The organism is Roseibium litorale (genome assembly GCF_014842915.1).
In the GTDB taxonomy this organism is placed as follows: domain Bacteria; phylum Pseudomonadota; class Alphaproteobacteria; order Rhizobiales; family Stappiaceae; genus Roseibium; species Roseibium litorale.
On sequence record NZ_JACYXI010000011.1, the window covers coordinates 150,523 to 173,207 of the forward strand.

General features: G+C 60.1%; 22 protein-coding genes. 17 read left to right on the top strand and 5 right to left on the bottom strand.

Translation table 11 applies throughout. The annotated features are described in order from the left end of the window. Positions 1-59: 59 nt before the first annotated feature. A complete protein-coding gene (locus IG616_RS16805; RefSeq protein WP_246476275.1) occupies positions 60-791 on the top strand; it encodes a L,D-transpeptidase in 732 nt (243 codons plus the stop codon). Positions 792-922: 131 nt separating this feature from the next. On the opposite strand, the gene trhA is transcribed toward IG616_RS16805, so the two are convergent. Both trhA and IG616_RS16815 read right to left on the bottom strand, forming a co-directional pair. Next, positions 923-1,576, bottom strand: a complete 654-nt coding sequence (gene trhA, locus IG616_RS16810; protein ID WP_192149322.1) for a PAQR family membrane homeostasis protein TrhA — start codon at positions 1,574-1,576, stop codon at positions 923-925. A gap of 124 nt (positions 1,577-1,700) precedes the next feature. Then, positions 1,701-2,390 carry a GntR family transcriptional regulator gene (locus tag IG616_RS16815; RefSeq protein WP_192149323.1) on the bottom strand — a complete coding sequence of 230 codons (690 nt, stop codon included), beginning with the start codon at positions 2,388-2,390 and terminating at the stop codon, positions 1,701-1,703. Positions 2,391-2,543: 153 nt separating this feature from the next. On the opposite strand from IG616_RS16815, the gene IG616_RS16820 reads away from it, so the two are divergent. The 7 genes from IG616_RS16820 to IG616_RS16850 all read left to right on the top strand — a co-directional run bounded on the left by IG616_RS16820 (position 2,544) and on the right by IG616_RS16850 (position 10,211). Further along, entirely contained in the window at positions 2,544-3,542 is a 999-nt protein-coding gene (locus IG616_RS16820) for a TRAP transporter substrate-binding protein (protein WP_192149324.1), read from the top strand. 139 nt (positions 3,543-3,681) lie between these two features. Continuing rightward, positions 3,682-4,167 (top strand): TRAP transporter small permease subunit, encoded by a 486-nt coding sequence (locus tag IG616_RS16825; protein ID WP_192149325.1) that lies wholly within the window; start codon positions 3,682-3,684, stop codon positions 4,165-4,167. After that, positions 4,164-5,474, top strand: coding sequence for a TRAP transporter large permease (locus IG616_RS16830; RefSeq protein WP_192149326.1), 1,311 nt, complete (start codon positions 4,164-4,166; stop codon positions 5,472-5,474). The genes IG616_RS16825 and IG616_RS16830 overlap by 4 nt, the downstream gene beginning before the upstream one ends. Before the next feature lie 4 nt (positions 5,475-5,478). After that, on the top strand, positions 5,479-6,843 hold the full coding sequence (locus IG616_RS16835; protein ID WP_192149327.1) for a malonyl-CoA decarboxylase: 1,365 nt from the start codon (positions 5,479-5,481) through the stop codon (positions 6,841-6,843). A 60-nt stretch (positions 6,844-6,903) separates the two neighbouring features. Then, positions 6,904-8,415 carry a malonate--CoA ligase gene (locus IG616_RS16840; protein WP_192149328.1) on the top strand — a complete coding sequence of 504 codons (1,512 nt, stop codon included), beginning with the start codon at positions 6,904-6,906 and terminating at the stop codon, positions 8,413-8,415. A 242-nt stretch (positions 8,416-8,657) separates the two neighbouring features. Continuing rightward, positions 8,658-9,446 (top strand): carbohydrate-binding protein, encoded by a 789-nt coding sequence (locus IG616_RS16845; RefSeq protein ID WP_192149329.1) that lies wholly within the window; start codon positions 8,658-8,660, stop codon positions 9,444-9,446. Positions 9,447-9,590: 144 nt separating this feature from the next. Then, positions 9,591-10,211 (top strand): nitroreductase family protein, encoded by a 621-nt coding sequence (locus IG616_RS16850; RefSeq protein WP_192149330.1) that lies wholly within the window; start codon positions 9,591-9,593, stop codon positions 10,209-10,211. Between the two features lie 61 nt (positions 10,212-10,272). On the opposite strand, the gene IG616_RS16855 is transcribed toward IG616_RS16850, so the two are convergent. Continuing rightward, entirely contained in the window at positions 10,273-10,953 is a 681-nt protein-coding gene (locus IG616_RS16855; RefSeq protein WP_192149331.1) for a cupin domain-containing protein, read from the bottom strand. A gap of 401 nt (positions 10,954-11,354) precedes the next feature. Between IG616_RS16855 and IG616_RS16860 the strand changes: the two genes are divergently transcribed. Further along, complete coding sequence (locus tag IG616_RS16860) at positions 11,355-12,830, top strand: helicase HerA domain-containing protein (protein ID WP_192149332.1); 1,476 nt, start codon at positions 11,355-11,357, stop codon at positions 12,828-12,830. 26 nt (positions 12,831-12,856) lie between these two features. Here IG616_RS16860 and IG616_RS16865 read toward each other — a convergent pair whose 3' ends face one another. Together IG616_RS16865 and IG616_RS16870 are read right to left on the bottom strand one after the other, a co-directional pair. After that, entirely contained in the window at positions 12,857-13,186 is a 330-nt protein-coding gene (locus tag IG616_RS16865) for a hypothetical protein (protein ID WP_192149333.1), read from the bottom strand. Between the two features lie 150 nt (positions 13,187-13,336). Next, positions 13,337-15,295 carry a methyl-accepting chemotaxis protein gene (locus IG616_RS16870; RefSeq protein ID WP_192149334.1) on the bottom strand — a complete coding sequence of 653 codons (1,959 nt, stop codon included), beginning with the start codon at positions 15,293-15,295 and terminating at the stop codon, positions 13,337-13,339. Between the two features lie 340 nt (positions 15,296-15,635). On the opposite strand from IG616_RS16870, the gene hmgA reads away from it, so the two are divergent. The 8 genes from hmgA to IG616_RS16910 all read left to right on the top strand — a co-directional run bounded on the left by hmgA (position 15,636) and on the right by IG616_RS16910 (position 22,608). Beyond that, complete coding sequence (gene hmgA / locus IG616_RS16875) at positions 15,636-16,961, top strand: homogentisate 1,2-dioxygenase (RefSeq protein ID WP_192149335.1); 1,326 nt, start codon at positions 15,636-15,638, stop codon at positions 16,959-16,961. Between the two features lie 67 nt (positions 16,962-17,028). Then, the gene (locus IG616_RS16880; RefSeq protein WP_192149336.1) at positions 17,029-18,045 is read left to right on the top strand and encodes a fumarylacetoacetate hydrolase family protein; all 1,017 of its coding nucleotides are present in this window, start codon (positions 17,029-17,031) and stop codon (positions 18,043-18,045) included. Between the two features lie 108 nt (positions 18,046-18,153). Then, the gene (locus IG616_RS16885) at positions 18,154-18,672 is read left to right on the top strand and encodes a hypothetical protein (protein WP_192149337.1); all 519 of its coding nucleotides are present in this window, start codon (positions 18,154-18,156) and stop codon (positions 18,670-18,672) included. A gap of 80 nt (positions 18,673-18,752) precedes the next feature. After that, complete coding sequence (locus tag IG616_RS16890; RefSeq protein ID WP_192149338.1) at positions 18,753-19,703, top strand: MBL fold metallo-hydrolase; 951 nt, start codon at positions 18,753-18,755, stop codon at positions 19,701-19,703. 5 nt (positions 19,704-19,708) lie between these two features. Then, complete coding sequence (locus IG616_RS16895) at positions 19,709-20,059, top strand: hypothetical protein (protein ID WP_192149339.1); 351 nt, start codon at positions 19,709-19,711, stop codon at positions 20,057-20,059. Between the two features lie 92 nt (positions 20,060-20,151). Continuing rightward, entirely contained in the window at positions 20,152-20,676 is a 525-nt protein-coding gene (locus IG616_RS16900; RefSeq protein ID WP_192149340.1) for a DinB family protein, read from the top strand. A 104-nt stretch (positions 20,677-20,780) separates the two neighbouring features. Beyond that, positions 20,781-22,409: an FAD-dependent oxidoreductase gene (locus tag IG616_RS16905; protein WP_192149341.1), complete on the top strand. Its 1,629-nt coding sequence runs from the start codon at positions 20,781-20,783 to the stop codon at positions 22,407-22,409. Between the two features lie 4 nt (positions 22,410-22,413). Next, positions 22,414-22,608 (top strand): DUF2783 domain-containing protein, encoded by a 195-nt coding sequence (locus IG616_RS16910; protein ID WP_192149342.1) that lies wholly within the window; start codon positions 22,414-22,416, stop codon positions 22,606-22,608. Positions 22,609-22,685: the final 77 nt, after the last annotated feature.

Below are 22,685 nucleotides of genomic sequence, written 5' to 3' on the forward strand. Positions count from 1 at the left end.
TTCAGGCGGCTGCCTCATGACATGTGGGCGTTTTCCGCCTTTTTGTCGAGCTGGTGCTGATGGCAATTCCTGATTTTTCTTCCAATCTTCCCGCAACGCATGAGCCGCCGGAGATGTCCGTCAGCCGCCGTGCCCTGATGATGGGCGGCCTTTCGGCCCTCTGCCTGTCGCTGACTGGCTGCTACACGGTCGGTTTGCCCGATCAGCCGCCGCTGCCGGACGAGACGTTCGACTATGAGCTGGCTTACGCTGCCCGCAAGGATGGCGATTTTGAGCTGCCAGCCATCAACTACAAGTCCTTCGACCGCCGTTTCTGGCGTCAGGTGGTGGATTACAAGTCCGGCGAGCGGCCTGGCACCGTGGTGGTCGATCCCTACAACGCCTTTCTTTACTGGATCCTGACCCCTTCAAAGGCCCTTCGCTATGGCGTGGGTGTCGGCAAGGCGGGCTTTGCCTGGTCCGGGGATGCGCAGATCCGGGTAAAGCGCGAATGGCCGATCTGGCGCCCTCCGCTGGAAATGATCGAGCGTAAGCCTGCGCTCATGAAATACTGGGAGAACGGGTTCGAGCCGGGTCTCAAGAATCCGCTTGGTGCCCGCGCCATGGATCTGTGGCAGGGCAGCCGCGATACGCTCTACCGTATCCACGGCACCAATGACCCGGCCAGCATCGGCAAGAACGTGTCCTCCGGCTGCATCCGCATGTGGCATCAGGATGTGATCGACCTGTTCTCCCGCGTGCCTCTGCGCACCAAGGTCGTGGTGCTTGGCAAGCAGGAAGAGGCTTCCTGAGGTTAAGGATAAGCCCATCCGTTCGTCATCCCAGGCAAGCGGAGCGCGACCCGGGATGACGGTAGAGGGGTTTTGTTTTTGTCAGCAATCTGAGGGCGCCAACAAGGCGCCCTTTGCCTTTGGTGGCAGTGTCAGCTGCTCAGAGTGGGGGCCAGAGCGACGTCGCTCAGAACTGCGGCGAAGTGACAGATGGCTGCGGCCAGAACAAAGCCGTGCCAGATCGCATTCTGGAAAGGCAGGCGCTTCCAGGCATAAAAGGCTGTACCCGCCGTGTAGAGCAAGCCTCCCGCGATGATCATCCAGAACGCGAAGTTGGAGGCACTGTCCATCAGGGGCTTGAAGGCGAAGACCACCACCCAGCCGAGCGCCAGGCAGAGCGGCACGGTAATTTTTTCAACGCCTTGCAGATGGAACAGCTTCAGGGCGACGCCGATCAAGGCGCCTGTCCAGATCACTGCCAGCAATATGCCTCCCGTCCAGCCGCCAATGATCATGGAGGCAAGCGGTGTGTAGGTTCCCGCGATCAGAAGAAAAATCGCCGCATGGTCCAACCGTCGCAGGATGCCGGTTTTGTTTTCCTTGGCGAAGATGTTGTAGAGTGCCGAGCAGACCAGCATGGCCAGCAGGCAGCCTACGTAGATGAAGACCGACACCTGACGGCCAATATCCGGATTGTGCCAGAGAACGACGACGAAGGTGATCAGGGCCGCAATGCCAAGCGCAATGCCAATCACATGGACCGTTCCATCCGCAATTTTTTCCGCAAAACTTTGAACCCGGTTCACTTCCAGCTCCCCTTGACGTTAAAGGCAGGCGCGAGGGTGCCTCAGCAGGCTTCCGCATGCAAGGGTACTCTCCAGGGTTTCCGTGTGATCCACGAAGATCAGGCACACGGGGAGGCGGAGGGGATTAGCTGCGGCTAGATCCTGATTTCACATGACCTGCAACAGAGGCGACGAAATCGTTGAACCTTTCGCCTTGTATCAGGACGTGCTGCCGCAGGGCTTCGGCCGCGCGCTGCGAATCTCCGGCCTTGATGGCTTCGACGATCTGCCCGTGCTCGGAGAGAGAGCCGGAAATCCGGTTGGGCACGCGCAGCTGCAGGCGGCGGTAGACCTTGAGCCGGTTCTGCAGAAGGAGGGCCTGCTCTTCCAGAAAGCTGTTGTGGCTCGCCTTGTAGATGGCCTCGTGAAAGGCCTGGTTGGCATGAAAATAAGCGTCTGGATCCCCGTCTGCCTTTGCATGAATGCAGGCCTCATGGGCTTGTTCCAGTCCGGCCAGTTCCTCCACCCGGATCCGCCGCGCCGCGAGGCGTCCGCACATGGCTTCAAGATCTGCCATGACCTCAAACATCTCGATCAGCCGGGTAATGCCGATTTCCCGCACAAACGCGCCCCGGCGGGGCCGGATCTCGACAAGTCCTGCTCCTGAGAGCTCAATCAGGGCTTCGCGGATCGGGGTCCGGGACACATTGAAACGCGTCGCCAGCATGACCTCGTCCAGGCGCGTTCCCGCCGGGTAGGTACCGGTCACGATGTCATTTTCCAGGACTTCGCGCAGGGACTCGGCGCGGCGCATGTGAACTTGAAGCTCTGTCATGGTCTAATCTTATGCAATGAAATTGCTCTTGTATACAAAGATCGTTGACTCGCATGCTTGGCATGTGGTTGCCTGACGCCAGGCGAACGAGCGCCGATCCGCGCGATCGCTGTGGCATGGGAACCGCAGTATGCGCAATTGGGAGGAACCACAATGAACTATTTTGCCAAGACCACGCTTGCTCTTGCAGCCGTACTGGCCGCATCCACTGCAGGTGTCCAGGCCGAAACCGTCTTGAAAGCATCGCATCAGTGGCCGGGCGGCAAGGGGGATGTCCGCGACGAGATGGTTCAGATCCTGGCCCGGGAGGTGGAAAAGGCCGGTGTTGATCTGAAGATCCAGGTCTATCCGGGGCAGTCCCTGTTCAAGGCGAAGGACCAGTGGGGTGCCATGACCAAGGGGCAGCTCGACATTGCCGCTTTCCCGCTGGACTATGCCTCAGGCCGTCATCCGGAATTTTCCGCGACCCTGATGCCGGGTCTCGTGCGCAACCACGAACGAGCCGCACGCCTGAACAATTCGCCCTTCATGGACGACATCAAGAAGATCGTGAACGACGCTGGCGTCGTCGTCATTGCTGATGCCTGGCTTGCGGGTGCCTTTGCTTCCAAGAAGCAGTGCATCACCAGCCCGGATACGATCAAGGGGCAGGTGACCCGTGCTGCAGGGCCAGCGTTCGAGCAGATGCTTGTTGGTGCTGGCGGGTCCATCTCTTCGATGGCGTCTTCCGAAATCTACACCGGTCTTCAGACCGGCGTTCTGGATGCCGCCAACACGTCTTCCGGCAGCTTCGTGTCCTACCGCCTTTATGAACAGACGATCTGTCTGACCAAGCCAGGCGCGAATGCCCTGTGGTTCATGTATGAGCCGATCCTGATGTCGAAGCGCAGCTGGGACAAGCTCTCCAAGGAACAGCAGGATGCCCTGATGGCTGCCGGCAAGGTGGCGCAGGACTATTTCGCGGGCGAGGCGAAGGGCCTGGACGACAAGCTCGTTGAGGCTTTCTCCAAGGCCGGTGTCGAAGTGGTTGAAATGTCGGCTGACGACTACAACGCCTGGCTCGCCATCGCCAAGGAGACTTCCTACAAGAACTTCGCCGAAACCGTTCCGAACGGCCAGGCTCTGATCGATAAGGCTCTTGCTGTCGAATGAATGTTCCGAATTGCGGTTCCGGCCCCTATGGGCCGGAACTGATTGTCCTGACGAAGACTTTCAGCGCCGCTGCCGCTCTGAAGTGCTGCTCTCGCGGCGCAATCGGGCGGGCAGGTGGTGCGCGTACCGGAACGGCCCCATGACCGCATATATCCGCTGGGTTTCGACCCTTTCCCGCGCAGCCGCAGTTGTCGCGCTTCTTCTTCTCGCCGCAGCGATTCTGGTCGTGACCCAGATGGTCGTGCTGCGCTACTTTCTGAAGGCCTCAACCATCTGGCAGACCGAGTTTGTCATCTACTCGCTTGTGGCCATGACCTTCCTTGCCTCGCCCTATGTCCTCCTGGAAAAAGGCCACGTGAACGTGGACCTTCTGGAAATGGCTTTTGGCCGGACGGGCCGCCGGGTGATCCGCAGTCTGGCAGGGCTTGCCGGGTTCGTCTTCTGCGCGCTTCTGGCCTGGTCTGGCTGGGTCTATTTCGAGGAAGCCTGGTCCTATGGCTGGACCACGGAAACGGTCTGGAAGCTGCCGCTCTGGATCCCGCTTCTGCCGCTGCCGCTCGGCGTCGGACTCATGACCCTGCAATATATCGCCGAGCTGGCGAAGATCTGGAGGGATGACGTATGAGCCCGCTTGTTACTGGCCTGTCGGTCCTCCTCGCGCTTCTGGTCCTGCTTGGCATCGGAACGCCCATCGCCTTTGCTCTTGGTCTCGTCTCCGTTGTGGCGCTCCTGATTGCAGATGGTGCAGGCAGCCTGTCGATCCTCGGAGAAACATTCTTCAATGGGCTGGCAACGATCGGCCTGGTCTCGATCCCCATGTTCATCCTGATGGGGGCGGCGGTTGCGTCGTCGCCAGCTGGCAAGGATCTTTACGAGGCGCTCGACCGCTGGCTGAACCGGGTTCCCGGCGGCCTGGTTCTGTCCAACCTCGGCGCTTGCTCGCTCTTTGCGGCGCTCTCCGGGTCTTCTCCAGCCACATGTGCTGCCATCGGCAAGATGGGCATTCCGGAAATGACCAAGCGCGGCTATCCGAACGAGATTGCCGCTGGGTCCATTGCCGCAGGTGGAACGCTGGGAATTCTGATCCCGCCGTCCGTAACAATGATCGTCTACGGCATCGCGACGGAGACCTCCATCGGACGGCTGTTCCTGGCTGGTATCTTGCCCGGCCTGCTGCTGACCACGCTGTTCATGCTCTGGACGGTCTATGACTGCCGCCGCAAAGGCGTAGGTCTCATGGACTTGTCGCGCCGGTTCACCTGGGGTGAGCGCTTCTCGGTTCTGCCGAAGATCCTGCCGTTCCTGGCGATTGTGGTCGGCATTCTCTTCGTGCTTTACGGAGGCGTCGCCACCCCGTCGGAAGCGGCTGGTGTTGGCGCGCTCTTCTGTATCGTCCTGGTGGTGATCATCTACCGGATGTGGAGCGTTTCCAAAGTCACGGCCATGTTCCGCGATACGCTCAAGGAAAGCGTGATGATCATGCTGATCATCGGCGCCTCCGAGCTGTTCTCCTACACGCTCTCGTCCCTCTTCATCACGCAGTCGATTGCGGAGTGGATCAGTGCGCTGGACGTGAACCGCTGGGTGCTGATGGCGATCATCAATCTCTTCCTGCTGGTCGCCGGGTTCTTCCTGCCACCGGTGGCCGTGATCCTGATGACCGCTCCGATCCTTCTGCCGATCATCCTTCAGGCTGGTTTCGACCCTTACTGGTTCGCGGTGATTCTGACGATCAACATGGAGATCGGCCTGATCACACCGCCGGTGGGCTTGAACCTCTACGTGATCAACGGAATTGCGCCGAAGATCACATTGGGTGAAATCCTGCGCGGATCGGTCCCATATGTTCTGTGCATGGTGGCTGCCATAGTCCTGCTCTGCTTCTTTCCGCAGATTGCGACCTGGTTGCCCGAACAGATGATGCGAGGATGACAGCATGAGCACGAGCACGAGTTTCTTCAGCGATCTCCTGACGTCGATAACGGAGCAGGGCCGTGCCCTGCTGGAATCCCGGCTTGGCCGTCCGGGAGAAGTCTCGCTGGCGGACTTGTGCGAAGCGTTGCTCTCCGGGCGCGGTGAAGCGTCCGGAGTGGCCATCGCCGGTGAAGTTCTGGAGCGTTACCGGTCCGCGAACCGCGAGCGCAAGCTGGCCTTTTTCGAAACCCTGCGCGACCAGTTCGGCACGGACACGGAGGAGGTCCGGGCCGCTCTGGATGCCCTGAATGCCAATCCGGCCGATCAGGCGCTTCTGCACCGTCTGCACGAAGTCTCCGAACCCCGGCGGCAGGAACTGATCCGCCGCCTCAACCTGGCCCCGGGCGGCACCCGGGCACTGGTTGACATGCGCTCCGATCTTCTGTCCATGCAAAGGGATGTGCCGGGACTGTCGGATGTCGACCGGGATTTCGAGCATCTGTTCTCCTCCTGGTTCAATCGGGGATTTCTCGTCATGCGGCGGATCGACTGGTCAACACCGGCCAACATCCTGGAAAAGATCATCCAGTATGAGGCGGTGCACGAAATCAAGGGCTGGGATGATCTGCGCCGCCGTATCAGCCTGGCGGACCGCCGCCTTTATGCCTTCTTCCATCCGGCGCTGGTCGATGATCTGCTGATCTTTGTGGAAGTGGCTCTGACCCGGGAGATCCCAGGTGCGATCGGCCCGATCCTGGCTGAGGAACGGGCGGAGATCACCGCGGAAGAGGCGACAACGGCCACCTTCTATTCCATCTCCAATTGCCAGAAAGGTTTGCGTGGCATTTCCTTTGGCAATTTCCTGATCAAGCAGGTGGTGGAAGAGCTGCGCCGCGAACTGCCGGGGCTGAAAACCTTCGTCACCCTGTCACCGGTTCCCGGATTTGCAAGCTGGCTTCGCGGGGCACTGGAAAGCGGTGATGCGGCCATTCAGGAGCTTATCAGCGCACCCCAAAGAGAGACGCTGGCGGCTGGAGGCTGGGCAACGGATGCCGTTGCCGCCAAACCGTTCGAGACGGTTCTGCCGTCGCTCTGCGCTCACTATCTCACCCGGGAAAAGGACAGGAAGGGCCGCGCCCTTGATCCGGTCGCCCGGTTTCACATCGGCAACGGCGCCCGTCTGGAACGGGTCAACTGGCTGGGAGATCTTTCGCCCAATGGGCTCTCCCAGTCTCACGGCATCATGGTGAACTACCTCTATGACCTGAAATTTATCGAGAAGAACCACGAGACTTATGCTGCGACCGGAGCCGTCGCAGCCAGTTCAACGGTGACCAAGCAAGCCAAGCTGGTACCGGAGTCGAAACCCCTGGTGCCTGCCGCCTGATTTCATGGCCTGCCTCCTCCCTATCCGGCAGGTTGATTGATGCCACACAAAGAGACTGTCATGACGAACCATCTTTTCTCAGAAATCCGCAACTGCATGCCGGACCTTGCCCGCCCCTTCCTGGAGACGGCGGATGGGGCGGTGCTAAGCTACGGCGATGTGATCGAGACCTCGGGCCGCTACGCAAATGCGCTGGTGGCACTTGGCGTTCAGCCTGGCGACCGGGTTGCTGTCCAGGTGGAAAAGACCCCGGACGCCCTGATGCTCTATCTGGCAACTGTGCGGGCAGGGGGGATCTTCCTGCCATTGAACACCGCCTACACCCCCGCCGAGATCGACTATTTCGTCACGGATGCCGAGCCGAAGGTTTTCGTCTGCGATCCCTCCCGTCAGGCAGCGCTCGCCCCGACGGCAGGCAAGGTTGGCGCAAGCCTTCAGACGCTGGATGCATCGGGCAAGGGCTCGCTGCGTGATCTGGCCGACGGTGCGTCCGGCGACTTCGCCGATGTGGCCCGCGGCAAGGACGACCTGGCGGCGATCCTTTACACCTCCGGCACGACGGGCCGGTCCAAGGGCGCGATGCTCAGCCATGAGAATCTGGCCTCCAATGCCCGCACACTGGTCGACTACTGGCGCTTCACGTCCGATGACGTGCTGCTGCATGCGCTGCCGATCTTCCACACGCATGGCCTGTTCGTTGCGACCAACTGCCTGCTGATGGCCGGCGGCTCCATGCTGTTCCTGCCGAAGTTCGATCTGGACACGGTGCTGAAGCTCCTGCCGCGCGCCTCCAGCATGATGGGCGTCCCGACCTTCTACACCCGGCTTCTTGGCTCCGAGGCTTTCACAAAGGACCTCGTTGCGCATATGCGCCTGTTCATTTCCGGGTCCGCGCCCCTGTCCGCCGAGACCCACAAGGAATTCAGCGCCCGCACGGGGCATGCGATCCTTGAGCGCTATGGCATGACCGAAACCAACATGAACACCTCGAACCCCTATGATGGCGACCGCCGTCCGGGCACCGTCGGCTACCCGCTGCCGGGTGTGGAGCTGCGCGTGACTGAGCCGGAAACCGGCAAGGTTCTTGCCCAGGGCGATGTTGGCATCATCGAAGTGCGCGGCCCGAATGTGTTCCAGGGCTATTGGCGCATGCCGGAAAAGACCGCCGAAGAACTGCGGGCCGATGGTTTCTTCATCACCGGCGATATGGGCCGTGTGGATGCCGATGGTTATGTCTCCATCGTTGGCCGCTCGAAGGATCTGATTATCACCGGCGGCTTCAACGTTTATCCGGCTGAAGTCGAAGCACTGCTGGACGAGATCGAGGGCGTTGCCGAAAGCGCCGTGATCGGTGTTCCTCATCCCGACTTTGGCGAAGGTGTTGTGGCCGTTGTCGCGCCGAAGGCAGGCGCTAAGCTCGACACCACGTCGGTGGCCGCAGCGCTGAAGGACAAGCTCGCCAAGTTCAAGCAGCCCAAGCAGGTGCATGTGGTGGACACCCTGCCGCGCAACACCATGGGCAAGATCCAGAAGAACGTCCTTCGGGATCAGTTCAAGGGCGATTTTGCCTGAGGAACGTTTCTTGGGGGGCGGCAAACCTGTCGTCCTCCAATCACTTTGCCCTGGAAGATTGCCAGCTGTTGAGGCGCTCATCAAACCCGCAACTTCAGCTCGGCCTGCAAACACCGGTGGTGTCATATTTCACAATTGATGATACCGCTATGAAACTGCCCCGAACACAGCGAATCCGGAAGTCCTGACTTCACCGGAAATTTCCTATCCATGGCCGTTTCGTGCTCCAAGCTGAGGAACCTATGAGCCTGACAATCTGCGTTCGTGACGCGCATGGCGCGATCAAGAGCAAGTCTATCGACAGCGGCGAAGTCTTCCTGCTTTTCAATTCCGGCTACGAGGAAGGCGACTATCTCTCAATTGAAACAACCGAGCCGCAGCGGCACATTTTCTTGCAGCTGGATGATACGCTCGCGCCCTGCCTTGTCTTTCTGAAAGGCCATTCGTTCAGGCTGCCAGTTCCGTTCGGGCTGGACCGCCAGCCCTATTCGCTTCACGCGTTTACCGGCGGGATGTCGAAGCTTTCCGCGCGCTATGCCTATCCTGAAGAAATAGCGGTCAGGCGCAATCTTGCCCTGAATTCCCATGACTGGGCCGGAAACGAGACGCTCTATCCCCATGCGCATGCCAATGCGGTGACGCGTGGAGAAGCTCAATTCGCCGCCAGAAACGCAATCGATGGCATCAAGGCCACGTATGGTCACGGCAAATGGCCCTATACGAGCTGGGGGATCGACAAGCGCCCCGACGCGGAAATCACCGTTGAATTCGGCCGCAAGGTGCTGCTTGACGAGGTGAAACTGTATCTGCGTGCAGATTGGAAACAGGATTCCTGGTGGCGTCAGGTCACTCTCAGTCTGTCCGATGGAAGCGAACACGTATTCCAGACGGAGCGGACCGGCGAGGTTCAGCCTTTCGCGTTTCTCGCGCGAGAGGTGGAATGGGCAAAGCTTCACAGCCTTATAAAGGCGGATGATCCATCCGACTTGCCCGCACTTACTCAGATTGAGCTTTGGGGCAGGGAGATCTGAGTTCCGCATCGCATTTTGTTCATAATGACCGAACGCTGACTTCGAATTCAAAGAACAATTTTCCTGATATCAGATAGGTGACCTTCTATCGGGCGCATCTGCAAAACGCCGCCCAAGACGGACCTATGTCTCTGGAGATTATCCATGACTGTTCATACGAAAAATGACTTCAATGTCGCTGATCACCGCACTGCCGATCACCCGGTCGAGCCATTGTTCTTGGGCCGCTGGTCACCGCGCGCCTTTGATGGCTCTTCAATGCCGGAAACCGATCTGAAGATCATTTTGGAAGCCGCGCGCTGGGCGCCTTCCGCCTTCAATATCCAGCCCTGGCGCTTTGTCTACGCCTTGCGCGGGGATGAGAACTGGGAGACGCTGGTCAATCTTCTGAACCCGTTCAACCGTGACTGGGCGCAGAATGCTTCGGCTCTGGTCTATCTCTTCTCCGACACGCTGATCGACGGCAAGGATGGCGCTGAGCCGCGTGCATCTGGCAGCCACTCCTTCGATGCCGGAGCTGCCTGGGGGCAGGCCGCCTTGCAGGCAACTGCACTCGGCTATCACGCCCATGCGATGGCAGGCATCCTGAAGGATGAGATCAATGCGGCCTTGGGAGTTCCGGAGCGGTTCAAGCCGGAAGTGGGCTTTGCCATCGGCCGCCGCGGCGATGCCTCAATCCTGGCTGAAGGCCTGAGAGGCCGGGAGCAGCCGAGCCCGCGCAAGCCGCTGTCCGAAATCGCCTTTTCCGGCAAGTTTGGCGCCTGACCCACAGCTGTTGTCTGACAGTGCCTTTCGCCCCGGAGTGTCTAAGCGCTCCGGGGCGTTTTTATGCGTTTGCCGTCTCGAACCCTGGGGCAAGCAGGTGGCCAGTCTTGCGCCAGACCCGTACTCCGGTCTTCGTCCCCACCGTTTGGGTCGAGCCAGCAGGAAGGCGCAGCCAAGTTCCGGCGGGATAGCTGCCGCTTTCGTCCTCAAGCGTTCCGGCAAGCACGAAATACTCAACCCCGCCTGGAAAGGTCGCCGTGGGGAGAGTGACGCCCGGATCCCAGTCGATCATGTCCACCTGCTCGTGCGCATTGGCAAAGAGCGGCAGGATCGCTTCACCCGGGCGGCCGTCCTGCCAGGCCTGGGGATGGCTGGTGTCGACGCGCACCACGTGATTGTCCCAGGGCGCCATCTGTCTGAGCTTCACCAGGATGACGGCGCCTTCCCTTGACTTGGGCACGTGTGACGAGCCCGGCGGGTTGCGCACATACATTCCTTTGCCGAAATCTCCAGTCTCATCGGAAAATGTGCCCTCGAGAACGAGAAACTCCTCTCCAAGGTCATGGGTATGGGCGGAGAAGGCCGAGCCCGGCGCATAGCGAACGAGGCTGGTCGCCCGCGCCACTTCCGCGCCATCCCGCTCCAGCATACGGCGCTCGACACCGGGCATTGGTGAGTGAACCCAGGGAAGCTCTGCGCTTTCCACGACAGCCCTTTTGCTCAGATCTGCGTGTATTTGCATTCATTTTCTCCTCAGGGCTCTGCGCTGGTTGTCCGGCGCAAAATCGTTCTCCTTCACGAAAGATAGGACCGGGAGCGGACGAGTGGAAGTGGTCCATAGTGACTGGGCTTGGAATGACGCCGCTGATCCCCCTTGCGTGATCCCTCCGGGACCGTTAGACGCAGGCTCTGGCTATGTGGACTGCCGGAATTCCTGTGATCAGATCTGTGACCTCTGGGGAAAGCGGCGGTTTTCCAGCCTTCGAGTTTTGCCATTGGCCGGGAATCATGATGAGTTTCCGGTTCCCTTGAGAGCAAAGTCCGCAAGCGGCCCGGCATTTCAGGATTTTCCTTAGCGGGAGAGCCGGGAAGGAGCTTGGGCAAGAAACAGCGGTCCGGCCAAGCGGGGATGCGGGAAACGGAATGACGGTTAGTATCGACATCGGGGAAATGGCGGGCGGAGCCCGCGCGGGTATGGATCTGGAAGAACTTCTGGCCACCCGTCTGCTCGTGCAGGGCAACTCCGGGTCGGGCAAGTCGCATCTGTTGCGCCGCCTTCTGGAACAATCTGCCCCCTGGGTTCAGCAAGCTATCATTGATCCGGAAGGCGATTTCGTGTCCCTCGCCGAAAAATACGGTCATGTGGTCGTGGATGCGGTTGGCACCGAGAAAGACCTGCAGATGATCGCAGGCCGCGTGCGCCAGCACCGGGTATCTGTGGTGCTGAATCTGGAGGGGCTGGACGCCGACCGGCAGATGAAAGCCGCGGCGACGTTCCTGGACGGTCTGTTCGATGCCGAGCGTGATCAATGGTATCCTATGCTTGTGGTGGTGGACGAAGCGCAGCTCTTTGCGCCGGCAGCTGCGGGTGAAGTCACCGAAGAAGCCCGCCGCCGTTCTCTGGGCGCTATGACCAACCTCATGTGCCGCGGCCGCAAGCGTGGTCTGGCCGGGGTGATTGCTACCCAGCGTCTGGCGAAACTTGCCAAGAACGTGGCGGCGGAAGCCTCAAACTTCCTGATGGGACGGACGTTCCTTGATATCGACATGGCCCGCGCTGCCGATCTTCTCGGCATGGAGCGCCGGCAGGCCGAAGCTTTCCGCAACCTCGACCGGGGGCACTTCATTGCCCTCGGCCCTGCTCTGTCGCGGCGCCCGCTTCCGGTCAAGATCGGAGCTGTGGAAACGGCGGGCCGGGGCGGAAGCCCCAAGCTGATGCCGCTGCCGGAGCAGCCCAAGGCAGAAGCCAAGGATCTTATCTTCACCCCGTCGCCCGGAGAGGCTGTACCGGTGCGCCAGCGCGTGGCGGAGCCTATCATCTCAACGTCTGACGTACTGGACCAGCTCTCGACCGCCGGTCGCGAGGCCGCAAATGCGATCGAACCGGCTGCGACCCTGCTCGACTATGGCGAACGGGAAGAAACCATCGGCCGGATCATCGGCGAAATTCTGGCGGAGCCGGAAGCGGCCTTCCAGCCGATTGCCTCGCTCTATCAGGACTTCCAGGTCCGCTGCCGGATCGCGAAGCTGCCGGGTGGCTCACCGGATCTGCAGACCTTCCGAGAAAAGCTTTCCGTTGCCCGCGCCGGGGTGGAAAAGGGCGATATCGATGACAGCGACTGGCAGAAGGCAGAGCTGATCGCCTCGGAACTGCCGGAAGACATGCGCGGGGTCTATCTGCTGCTGGCAAAGGCGGCGCTCGCCAAGGATCCGTGCCCAGGCAACATCGAGATCGCGACCGCCTATGGCACACGGTCACCAGGGCGCGCCCGCTGGCTGCTCAGCCATATGGAAGAACGGGGTTTTCTGGTCTGCGCCACGGATCTGCGCGGCAACCGGATCGTGACCCTGACCGATCTCGGCTGGCAAACCGCCCCAGGCGACGAAGCTGCCGCCTGAACGTCTTCCTTAGACGCCTGGCATCACTATAGTGCCTGGCGCATGCGTTTGGGGGAGGCTTTGATCTCACGCTCTTCTGCCGCGCAAAGATAGCGCAACGAAGCAATCTCCGTATCCAGACCAGCGATCGTGCGCGAGAGAACGCTATCCAGATAGCTGCCGGAAGGGGCGTTCTCACGAATAGATTCCGCCTTCACGCGCGTGCGCTGCAGATAGGTCAGCAGGAGGTTGATGTCCGTGTCACGGTTGCAGAAGGCCGGCTTTTGGTCATCCGCTGCCACCTTGTTCGCCCCTTGCCTTGCATATCCGCTCGACATGGACAGCATCATGATTTCAGTGTTCGCCGTGATGTTCATGCCGCAGTTCCGATAATTGTTCTCTATTTGTTCTTTTTAGCTTGAAAACGGAAGTCCGGCAAGAGCATCAGAAGCTATGGTCCCTTGAAAACGCAAGAGCCCCGCACGGAGGTCCGGCGGGGCTTGTTAACGGGAGGCTGTGAGCAGGCTTTATGCAGCGCGCACCCGGTTCAGGAAGTCGGCGATCGTGGCGCCTAGGTTCTGAGCCTGAGTGGAAACGCTCTGGGATACCGACAAGACGTCGCCCGCGGACTTGCTTGTCTGCTCCGAGGCAGACATCACGTCGACAACGTTTTCGCTCATGTCCTGCGTACAGCTCGCGGCCTGTTGAACGTTATGCGATATTTCCGATGTGGCTTCTCCCTGCTGGGAAATTGCCTCGGCAATCGTGCCGGTGAAGCGGTTCACTTCTTCCATGGTCGAGGCAATCTCCTGGATCGACGCTACGGCTTCCCGGGTCGAGGACTGGATGCCCGTGATCTGGGAGGAGATTTCCTCGGTTGCCTTGGCCGTCTGGGTTGCCAGTTCCTTCACTTCCGCCGCCACGACGGCAAAGCCGCGGCCAGCTTCGCCCGCTCTTGCCGCTTCGATGGTCGCATTCAGCGCCAGAAGATTGGTCTGCTCCGCAATGGCCTGAATGAGGCTCACGACCTCGCCGATCTTCTGGGCGGCGCTGTCAAGGCTCGAAACCCGGTCGTTCGACTTGGCAGCCGCAGAGGTTGCGTGGGAGACAACCTGCTTGGTCTGGTCGATCTGCCGCCCGATCTCGGAAATCGAGGCTGTGAGTTCTTCAGCGGCAGAGGCCACCGTCTGCACGCTATGCAGTGTCGTATCCGACGACCCTGCCACAGACGAAACCTTGCCAGATGTCTCACGGGCAATCGCGTCAAGCGAGCTTGCAGTCTGTTCCATCGTCTGTGTCTGGGCCGAAACGTGATCCAGCGCGTCACGGACGTGGCCCTCGAACTCTCCGATCAGGGCCTCAATGACCTTTTGCCGCTCTAGCTGAGCCTGCTGGGACTGGTTGGTAGACTGTTCGAGAGTCCGCCGGTGTTTCTCGTTTTCGACAAAGACACTGAGGGCTTCGGCCATCTGGCCGATTTCGTCCTTGCGGTCCTGGTAGGCGACTTCCTCTTCCACGTCCCCGCCAGCGAGGTTGCGCATTCTCTGTGCGAGGTTTGCGACCGGCCTGCCGATATTGGCCCCCAGGAACCACATGACGGCCGTGCCGATGACCAGCATCGCCAGGGCGGCGATCAGGGCAACATTCCGCGTCTGGGTCGCGGCTGCCAGCAGCTCGCTCTCATCGACCGTGACGACGAGGTACCAGTCCTGCGCCGTGTTCACCAGTTTGACTGGGCGGATGGCCTGCAGCTGGCCGTCCGTTTCAAAGAAACTCACGCCTTTCATGTTGGGATCGATCTTGGAGGTAAAGTCTCCGGAGGCCTTCTGCCCAAGAAGCTTTGCGTCTGGATGCGATACCCAGACGCCGCCTGCGCTCAGCAGGCCGACAAAGCCGGTCTGGAAGGGCTCTCCGGCGGCGATCTGCTCCTGAAGCGCGCCAAGCGTCACGTCAATCGTCGCGCCGCCAACGGCCTTCCCGGACGCATCCAGAATGGGGGAGGAGGCGGTGGCCATCAGCACGTCCACGCCATTGACCGGATAGAGATAGGGCTCTGTCACGGTATCGGCCTTGAGCTGCTTCGGCTTGTCGTACCATTCCTCCGAGCCGCTATCGCCACCGAACAACAGAGGTTCAAAGCTGGCCTTGCCTTCACTGAGATAGAAATACGGGATGAAGCGGCCATTAGGATCCGAATAGCCTGTTCCCTTGTTGTCCGCGTCCTTGCCAGCGACATCCGGCTCCAGAATGGCGCCGCCGCCTGCAAATTGAGGGTTGGCGGTGATCACCTGCTGCATGATCGCGCCATAGGCATTGCGGTCGGTGACGCCGGCGTGAACGAGACCTTCCAGTGCATCAGAGGCTGTGCGGGCCGCCAGCTGGGCTTCGGCCATCGTCTTGCTGGCCTGCGTCGCAAGGGATTGGGTTGCTTCGCTGAGGAAGGCTTCCCCCGCATCCCGGCCGCGGCTCATCATCATCATAGACATGATGCCGACCAAGGCAATGAAACCTAAAAGGAATACCGCTGAGGCGGCAAAAAATATACGATTTCTCAGGGACATGATCGTCTCCGGCGAGGGATTATCTGAGAGAACCTTAGGTACTTCTGGTAAATTGAACCTTACGGTTTCAGCCAATCCAGTGTCTTTACAGGGCCGGGAGGCAGGAATTTGCTTGGCGAGCCGGTTTGAAGCCTGTCAAACTTTCCGATGTCCCTGCGGAAGCGCTGTGACCGGCCTCAAAAAAGGGATCGCTTGACCCGCCTCAAAATAAAAGTTACAAACGCAACTAATTCTTCATGGACCGCATTCGGGAGGAGCGCGTGACATGTCTGCGAGTGACCTGAAATATATGCCGGGTTTCGGCAATGATTTTGAAACCGAGGCTCTGCCGGGTGCCCTGCCGCAGGGTATGAACAGCCCGCAGAAATGCAGCTATGGCCTTTATGCCGAGCAGCTGTCCGGCACCGCCTTCACCGCGCCGAGCCATCAGAACGAACGCACCTGGTGCTACCGCATCCGGCCGTCCGTGAAGCACTCCACCCGCTACACGAAGGTCAGCCTGCCTTACTGGAAATCCGCGCCCCATGTGGTGGAGGACGTGATCTCCCTCGGCCAGCACCGCTGGGATCCGGTCCCCCATTCCGGAGAAGAGCTGACCTGGCTGACCGGCATGCGCACCATGACCACAGCTGGCGATGTGAACACACAGGTGGGCATGGCGAGCCACATCTACCTCGTTACCCGGTCCATGGTGGACGAGTATTTCTACTCCGCCGACAGCGAGCTGCTGATCGTGCCGCAGGAAGGGCGTCTGCGCTTTTGCACCGAACTCGGGATCATCGATCTGGAGCCGAAGGAAATCGCAATCCTTCCGCGCGGTCTCGTCTACCGGGTCGAGTTGCTGGACGGACCGGCCAGAGGCTTCGTCTGCGAGAATTATGGCCAGAAGTTCGAGCTGCCGGGCCGTGGCCCTATCGGCGCCAACTGCATGGCCAACCGGCGGGACTTCAAGTCACCGGTTGCCTGGTACGAGGACAGGGAAACCCCGTCCAAGATCACTATCAAGTGGTGCGGCCAGTTCCATGAGACGAAGATCGGCCATTCGCCGCTGGATATTGTCGCCTGGCACGGCAATTACGCGCCGGTGAAATATGACCTGCGGACCTATTGCCCGATCGGAGCGATCCTGTTCGATCATCCGGATCCGTCGATCTTCACCGTCCTGACCGCGCCGTCCGGTGTGCCGGGCACCGCGAACATCGATTTCGTGCTCTTCCGCGAACGGTGGATGGTGGCGGAAAACACCTTCCGTCCGCCCTGGTATCACAAGAACATCATGTCCGAGCTGATGGGCAATATCTACGGCCAGTATGACGCCAAACCGCAGGGCTTTGTTCCCGGCGGCATGAGCCTGCACAACATGATGCTGCCCCATGGTCCGGACAAGAATGCCTATGAAGGCGCGTCCAACGCCGATCTCAAGGCGGAGAAACTGGACAACACCATGTCCTTCATGTTCGAGACCCGTTTCCCCCAGCACCTGACGGAGTTTGCAGCCAAGGAAGCGCCGTTGCAGGATGACTACATCGATTGCTGGGAAAGCCTTGAGAAGAAGTTCGACGGCACGCCCGAAGGGACCTGGAACAAGTGAAGGGACCTGGAACAAATAAGGCAACCCGCACCGGTGCAGGGCAACAACAAGATCTAGGAAACGCTGAATGAAACTCGCATCGCTCAAGGACGGCAGCCGTGATGGCAGGCTGGTCATCGTAAACCGCGAACTGACCCGCTGCACCGAGGCAACCCATATCGCGCCGACGCTTCAGGCTGCGCTCGATGACTGGGACAAAGTGGCACCGAAGCTGGAAGTTCTGGCCGAGAGCCTCAGCCATGACGCGGTGCCCTCCATGCGCTTTCACGAGCATGATGCCCTGTCGCCCCTGCCGCGCGCTTATCAGTGGGCGGATGGCTCTGCCTACGTCAATCATGTGGAACTGGTCCGTAAAGCCCGGAACGCTGAGATGCCGGAGAGCTTCTGGACCGATCCGCTGATGTATCAGGGCGGCTCCGACAGCTTCCTGGCCCCGCGCAATCCGATCCGCATGGCCGATGAAGCCTATGGCATCGACATGGAAGGTGAGATCGCGGTGATCGTTGGCGATGTGCCGATGGGGGCAAGCCTTGATCAGGCGCGCGATGCTATCCGCCTCGTGATGCTGGTCAATGACGTCTCCTTGCGCGGGCTGATCCCGGCTGAGCTTGGCAAGGGCTTCGGCTTCTTCCAGTCCAAGCCGTCCTCGGCCTTCTCGCCGGTGGCGGTTACCCCGTCAGATCTGGGTGATGCCTGGGATGGCGGTAAGCTGCATCTGCCCCTGCGGGTGGACTACAACGGTGCGGCTTTCGGCCGGGCGGAAGCAGGCGTCGACATGACCTTCGACTTCCCGCAGCTCATTGCCCATGCAGCGAAAACCCGTCCGCTCAGTGCCGGAACGATCATCGGGTCGGGCACGGTCTCCAACAAGCTGGACGGCGGTCCGGGCAAGCCGGTTGCCGAAGGCGGCGTTGGCTATTCCTGCATTGCGGAAATCCGGATGATCGAGACGATCAACACCGGCAAGCCTATAACGCCGTTTATGAAATTTGGCGACACGGTGCGGATCGAGATGTTCGACAAAACGGGCCACTCCATCTTCGGTGCCATTGAGCAGACGGTCGAGAAATACGAGACAGCGTGAAAAATGAAGTGATCGGGGATCGTATAAATCCCCGATGCCGGAAGCGCGGGACATGATAAATACGGCAGGCCGCGCCGCTTGCGCGGTCTTGCTAGAAGGTTGATCCAAATGAAGACGTTTTGGCTGCTTGCTGCGGTAATGGTGATGCCCGTTCAGGCGCTGGCGGCTGATGCAACAGCCCCGGTGCGTGACATCATGGCCGCCGCCGAGGCGAACTGGGCCGAGAACCCGGGCGATTATCAGGACTATTTTTCTGACAAGCGCCTGGCCACGCTCTACAGCACGGAATTCGCGTCCCTTTACCGCAAGGCGGCTGACAGCCCCTCCGCCAAGGAGATGGGCTCTCCCTTCGACTGGGACGTGATCGTCAACGGTCAGGACGGCTGCCCCTTGAAGAACCTGACCATCGAAGCTGGAAAGCCGGAAGGCGGCGTCACCCGCGTGACGGCAAGGTTCCAGGGCCTGACCTGCTTTGGGACCGATCCTGAGTACCAGGCCTATTCCGAGACCTACTTCAACGTGATCGAGGAAAAGGGCCGTCCGGTCATCGACGACATCCAGACCCCAATGGAAAACGAGTTGCTGTCGATCCGCAACGAGATGACGGCTCAGATTTCCAGCCAGTAACAAGACCGGCCTTCCGGTCCAAAATTGGGGTGCTTGCGGAATCAAATCCGTGAGCCTCCGCAACACTTGAGGAAGACCCGATGAGTAAGACCTTCGCCTCCGCCGGAGACATGAGCGAGAAGAAGATTTCCTTCACTGAAGTGGGCAAGGACCTGTGGGCCTTCACCGCCGAAGGCGATCCGAATTCTGGCGTGATCATCGGTGACGACAGCGTCATGATCATCGAGGCCCAGGCCACTCCTCGGCTGGCGAACAAGGTTATCGAGAAGGTCCGCTCCATCACGGACAAGCCGATTTCCCATCTGGTTCTGACCCATTATCACGCTGTGCGCGTTCTGGGCGCTTCCGCTTACAACGCGCCGACCGTGATCATGAGCGACACCGCCCGGGCCATGGTCGAGGAACGCGGCCAGGAAGACTGGGACAGTGAGTTCCAGCGCTTCCCGCGTCTATTCCAGGGCCATGAGAGCATTCCGGGCCTGACCTATCCGACCACCACCTTCTCCGAGCGCATGACCGTCTATCTGGGCAAGCGCAGGGTGGACCTGATGCATCTTGGCCGGGCGCATACAGCAGGCGATATCGTTGCCTGGGTGCCGGACGAAGAGGTCATGTTCACCGGCGATATCGTGGAATATCACTCCGCCTGCTATTGCGGCGATGGGCATTTCGAAGACTGGGGTCATACCCTGGACGCCATCAAGTCCTTCGAGCCGCGGTCGATTGCGCCAGGACGCGGCGATGCGCTGGTCGGGCCGGACATGGTGGAAGCCGCCATTGAATCCACCCGAGACTTCGTTGCCTCCACCTACCGGCCTGTCGCCAAGGTGGCTGCCCGTGGCGGCTCGCTGAAGGAAGCCTGGGACGCGGTGCGCGCCGAATGCGATCCGAAGTTCAAGGACTACGCCATCTACGAGCATTGCCTGCCGTTCAACGTCGCCCGTGCCTATGACGAAGCGCGCGGCATCGACACTCCGCGGATCTGGACCGCTGAGCGTGACGCAGACATGTGGGCGAAGCTTCAGGGATAAGTCACGTGGCCGAGATCATTGCCATCGGGTTCTTCTTACTGTGTGTGATCACCCTCGGGGTCTCGTTTGTCTTGGCCATCCTGACAATCGGGAACATCAACGCAGAAATCCAGAATGAGGTCACCCGGCGCTTTGGTCCGGGTGTGCCCATTCGAGATATGCGGCGCTCCGCAGTGACGACCGAGCAAATGGGTCTTTTGTTTCTTGGAAAATGGCAACCGAAGCTCGGACGCAGGCTGCTCTGGACTGGGATGGGGTGCATCCTCAGTTTCATCGCAATTTGGGTCTTCTCTGCGGTGAACAACCATTACCTGTGGGCGCCTGCCTTGAAGGCCCAATTCAGGGGCATTCATTGAAGGTACCTTGGTCTTGAATGATCATCGGGTGCCAGCGGGGAGCCAAGTGGTCCGAAGGCAATTGGATACAAAGGGCACGAAATGAGGAAGTCATGTCTGCTGCGCTAGAGCATCTCCGGCTCATGGCTGGCAACAATGCCTATGCCAATGAGCACCTCCATGAGGCGTGCTGCCAGCTCAGCTCCGAAGAGTTCGCCGCGCCGCGGACAGGCTTCTTTCCCTCACTCAGGGAGACGCTGAACCACATCTGGGAAGTGGACCGCTACTATCTGGATGCGTTGCAGGAGCAGGGACGGGGGCTTTCTGTCTTCGAGACCCCTCATCTTTCGACGGCAGAGGCGTTGCGGGAAGCCCAAAAGGAAGTGGACGCCCAACTCTGCGGTTTCTGCGCCGCTCTCTGTGAGGCCGATCTTGCGCGGGAGGTCCCTCACGACAGAGGTGAGCATGGGGAGTTTCGCGAAAGCGTCGCCAGCACCTTGCTGCATCTCTTTCAGCATCAGATCCATCACCGGGGCCAGGCGCATGCGATGTTGTCCGGAACGGGTGTGGAGCCGCCGCAACTTGATGAGTTCTTTCTGAAATTCGACCGGCACCCGTCTGCGCTGAAGCATCTTTAGGAAACGGAATTGGAGCGGAATGCCAGGAGAGGCGTTTTGCATGGCGCCTACCAGAGGCGCAGCCGCACTGTAGCATCATTTCTGGATCGGCTCTGGGAGGAGACATGTCCAAGATTTTCGAAACGCCGCTCTATCCTTATGTCCGCTCCGCTGATCAGGATGCGGCGGAGCCCGTCCGCCATCCGGTGATCATCGTCGGGGCCGGGCCGGTGGGGCTGGCTGCGGCCATTGATCTGGCACTGCAGGACGTGCCTGTCGTCGTGCTGGACGAAAACGACAAGGTCAGTTTCGGCTCCCGCGCCATCTGCTTTTCCAAGCGCACGCTGGAGATCATGGACCGCCTCGGCTGTGGCGGCGACTACGTGGACAAGGGCGTTCTCTGGAACGTCGGCAAAGTCTTCTTCGGCGATAGAAAGGTTTATGATTTCAACCTCCTGCCGGAGGATGGACATAAGCGGCCGGCCTTTATCAACCTCCAGCAATATTATTGTGAGTTGTTCCTGGTGGAGCGCGTCCGGGCTCTGCAGGCAGAAGGCAGGTCCATCGAGATCCGCGGCAACAGCAAGGTGTCTGCGATCGAAACAGAGGAGACCGGCAGCCGGATCACGGTGGAAACGCCGGACGGGCCTTATAATCTTGCCTGTGACTGGCTGATCGCCTGTGACGGGGCGGGCTCGCCTGTGCGCCGCATGATGGGGCTCGACTTCATTGGCCGCGTGTTCGAGGACAATTTCCTCATTGCCGATGTCACCATGAAGGCGGACTTCCCGACCGAGCGCTGGTTCTGGTTCGACCCACCCTTCAACAAGGGCCAGTCGGCACTGCTGCACAAACAGCCGGACGGGGTCTGGCGTATTGATCTTCAGCTTGGCTGGGACATTGACAAGGACGCCGAGAAAAAGCCGGAGAGAGTCATTCCCCGCCTGAAGCAGATGCTGGGCGAAGAGGTTGAGTTCGATCTGGAATGGGTGTCTATCTACACCTTCCAATGCCGCCGGATGGAGAAATTCCGCCATGGCCGGGTGATTTTTGCTGGCGACAGCGCCCATCAGGTGTCTCCCTTTGGTGCGCGCGGGGCCAATTCCGGCTTTCAGGACGCGGAGAACCTGGCCTGGAAGCTGAAGCTGGTGATGGACGGCAAGGCGCCGGACAGCCTGCTCGATACTTACGATCAGGAACGCGTCTATGCGGCCGACGAGAACATCCTGAACTCCAGCCGCGCGACGGATTTCATCACGCCGAAGTCGGAGATCAGCCGGATTTTCCGGGATGCGGTTCTGGACCTGTCCGAGACCGAGAGTTTTGCGCGCCCGCTGGTCAATTCCGGCCGCCTGTCCGTTCCTGCCATCTATGACGGCTCGCCGCTGAATGGCCCAGACGTGGTGTCTCTGCCCGCGCGCACCCGGCCTGGATCGCCCGCAGTGGATGCTCCGTTGGATGGTGGCTGGCTGATGGATCAGCTGGGCGGCGGCTTCCAGCTGCTTGGCGTTGGCTGCGAGGTTCCCGAAAGCTTGAGCGTCGAGGGGATTGAGGTGAGGGGACTGTCGCTGACCGTGCCCGGTGAGGCACTGGCTGCCCGTTACCTTGGGGAGGCGGCTCAGGCTGTCTATCTCCTGCGACCCGATCAGCATATCGCGGCCCGGTGGACGGGCTTTGATGTGGCTGGAGTTGAAAAAGCCCTTCGCAGGGCCTTGGGCAAAGATATGAACCCAACGATGAGTAAGGAGGCCTGAACAGGTGACCAAAACCTCTCAAACGGCAGGCTTCGCCCGTCCTGATGATTTCTACGCCGATCTTCTGGCAGTCCATGAAGGTCTGACCAAAGCCGAAAGCGACGCTCTCAACGCCCGTCTGATCCTGCTTCTGGCATCAAGGATCGGCGATGCGGATGTGCTGAAAGACTGCTTGAGGCGGGCGAAAGCGGCGGGATGAGGGGCGTGGCCTCTTTTTTTTGAATGCGCGGCCCATCATCCGAGACGCAGCTTCGCTGCTCCTCAGGATGAGGCGAT

What these genes read in the sequence shown, in the direction of transcription:
- IG616_RS16805 (WP_246476275.1), top strand. Translation starts at nt 60, where the DNA reads ATGGCAATTCCTGATTTTTCTTCCAATCTTCCCGCAACGCATGAGCCG.
- IG616_RS16815 (WP_192149323.1), bottom strand. Translation starts at nt 2,390, where the DNA reads ATGACAGAGCTTCAAGTTCACATGCGCCGCGCCGAGTCCCTGCGCGAA.
- IG616_RS16820 (WP_192149324.1), top strand. Translation starts at nt 2,544, where the DNA reads ATGAACTATTTTGCCAAGACCACGCTTGCTCTTGCAGCCGTACTGGCC.
- IG616_RS16825 (WP_192149325.1), top strand. Translation starts at nt 3,682, where the DNA reads ATGACCGCATATATCCGCTGGGTTTCGACCCTTTCCCGCGCAGCCGCA.
- IG616_RS16830 (WP_192149326.1), top strand. Translation starts at nt 4,164, where the DNA reads ATGAGCCCGCTTGTTACTGGCCTGTCGGTCCTCCTCGCGCTTCTGGTC.
- IG616_RS16835 (WP_192149327.1), top strand. Translation starts at nt 5,479, where the DNA reads ATGAGCACGAGCACGAGTTTCTTCAGCGATCTCCTGACGTCGATAACG.
- IG616_RS16840 (WP_192149328.1), top strand. Translation starts at nt 6,904, where the DNA reads ATGACGAACCATCTTTTCTCAGAAATCCGCAACTGCATGCCGGACCTT.
- IG616_RS16845 (WP_192149329.1), top strand. Translation starts at nt 8,658, where the DNA reads ATGAGCCTGACAATCTGCGTTCGTGACGCGCATGGCGCGATCAAGAGC.
- IG616_RS16850 (WP_192149330.1), top strand. Translation starts at nt 9,591, where the DNA reads ATGACTGTTCATACGAAAAATGACTTCAATGTCGCTGATCACCGCACT.
- IG616_RS16855 (WP_192149331.1), bottom strand. Translation starts at nt 10,953, where the DNA reads ATGCAAATACACGCAGATCTGAGCAAAAGGGCTGTCGTGGAAAGCGCA.
- IG616_RS16860 (WP_192149332.1), top strand. Translation starts at nt 11,355, where the DNA reads ATGACGGTTAGTATCGACATCGGGGAAATGGCGGGCGGAGCCCGCGCG.
- IG616_RS16865 (WP_192149333.1), bottom strand. Translation starts at nt 13,186, where the DNA reads ATGAACATCACGGCGAACACTGAAATCATGATGCTGTCCATGTCGAGC.
- IG616_RS16870 (WP_192149334.1), bottom strand. Translation starts at nt 15,295, where the DNA reads ATGTCTATGATGATGATGAGCCGCGGCCGGGATGCGGGGGAAGCCTTC.
- hmgA (WP_192149335.1), top strand. Translation starts at nt 15,636, where the DNA reads ATGTCTGCGAGTGACCTGAAATATATGCCGGGTTTCGGCAATGATTTT.
- IG616_RS16880 (WP_192149336.1), top strand. Translation starts at nt 17,029, where the DNA reads ATGAAACTCGCATCGCTCAAGGACGGCAGCCGTGATGGCAGGCTGGTC.
- IG616_RS16885 (WP_192149337.1), top strand. Translation starts at nt 18,154, where the DNA reads ATGAAGACGTTTTGGCTGCTTGCTGCGGTAATGGTGATGCCCGTTCAG.
- IG616_RS16890 (WP_192149338.1), top strand. Translation starts at nt 18,753, where the DNA reads ATGAGTAAGACCTTCGCCTCCGCCGGAGACATGAGCGAGAAGAAGATT.
- IG616_RS16900 (WP_192149340.1), top strand. Translation starts at nt 20,152, where the DNA reads ATGTCTGCTGCGCTAGAGCATCTCCGGCTCATGGCTGGCAACAATGCC.
- IG616_RS16905 (WP_192149341.1), top strand. Translation starts at nt 20,781, where the DNA reads ATGTCCAAGATTTTCGAAACGCCGCTCTATCCTTATGTCCGCTCCGCT.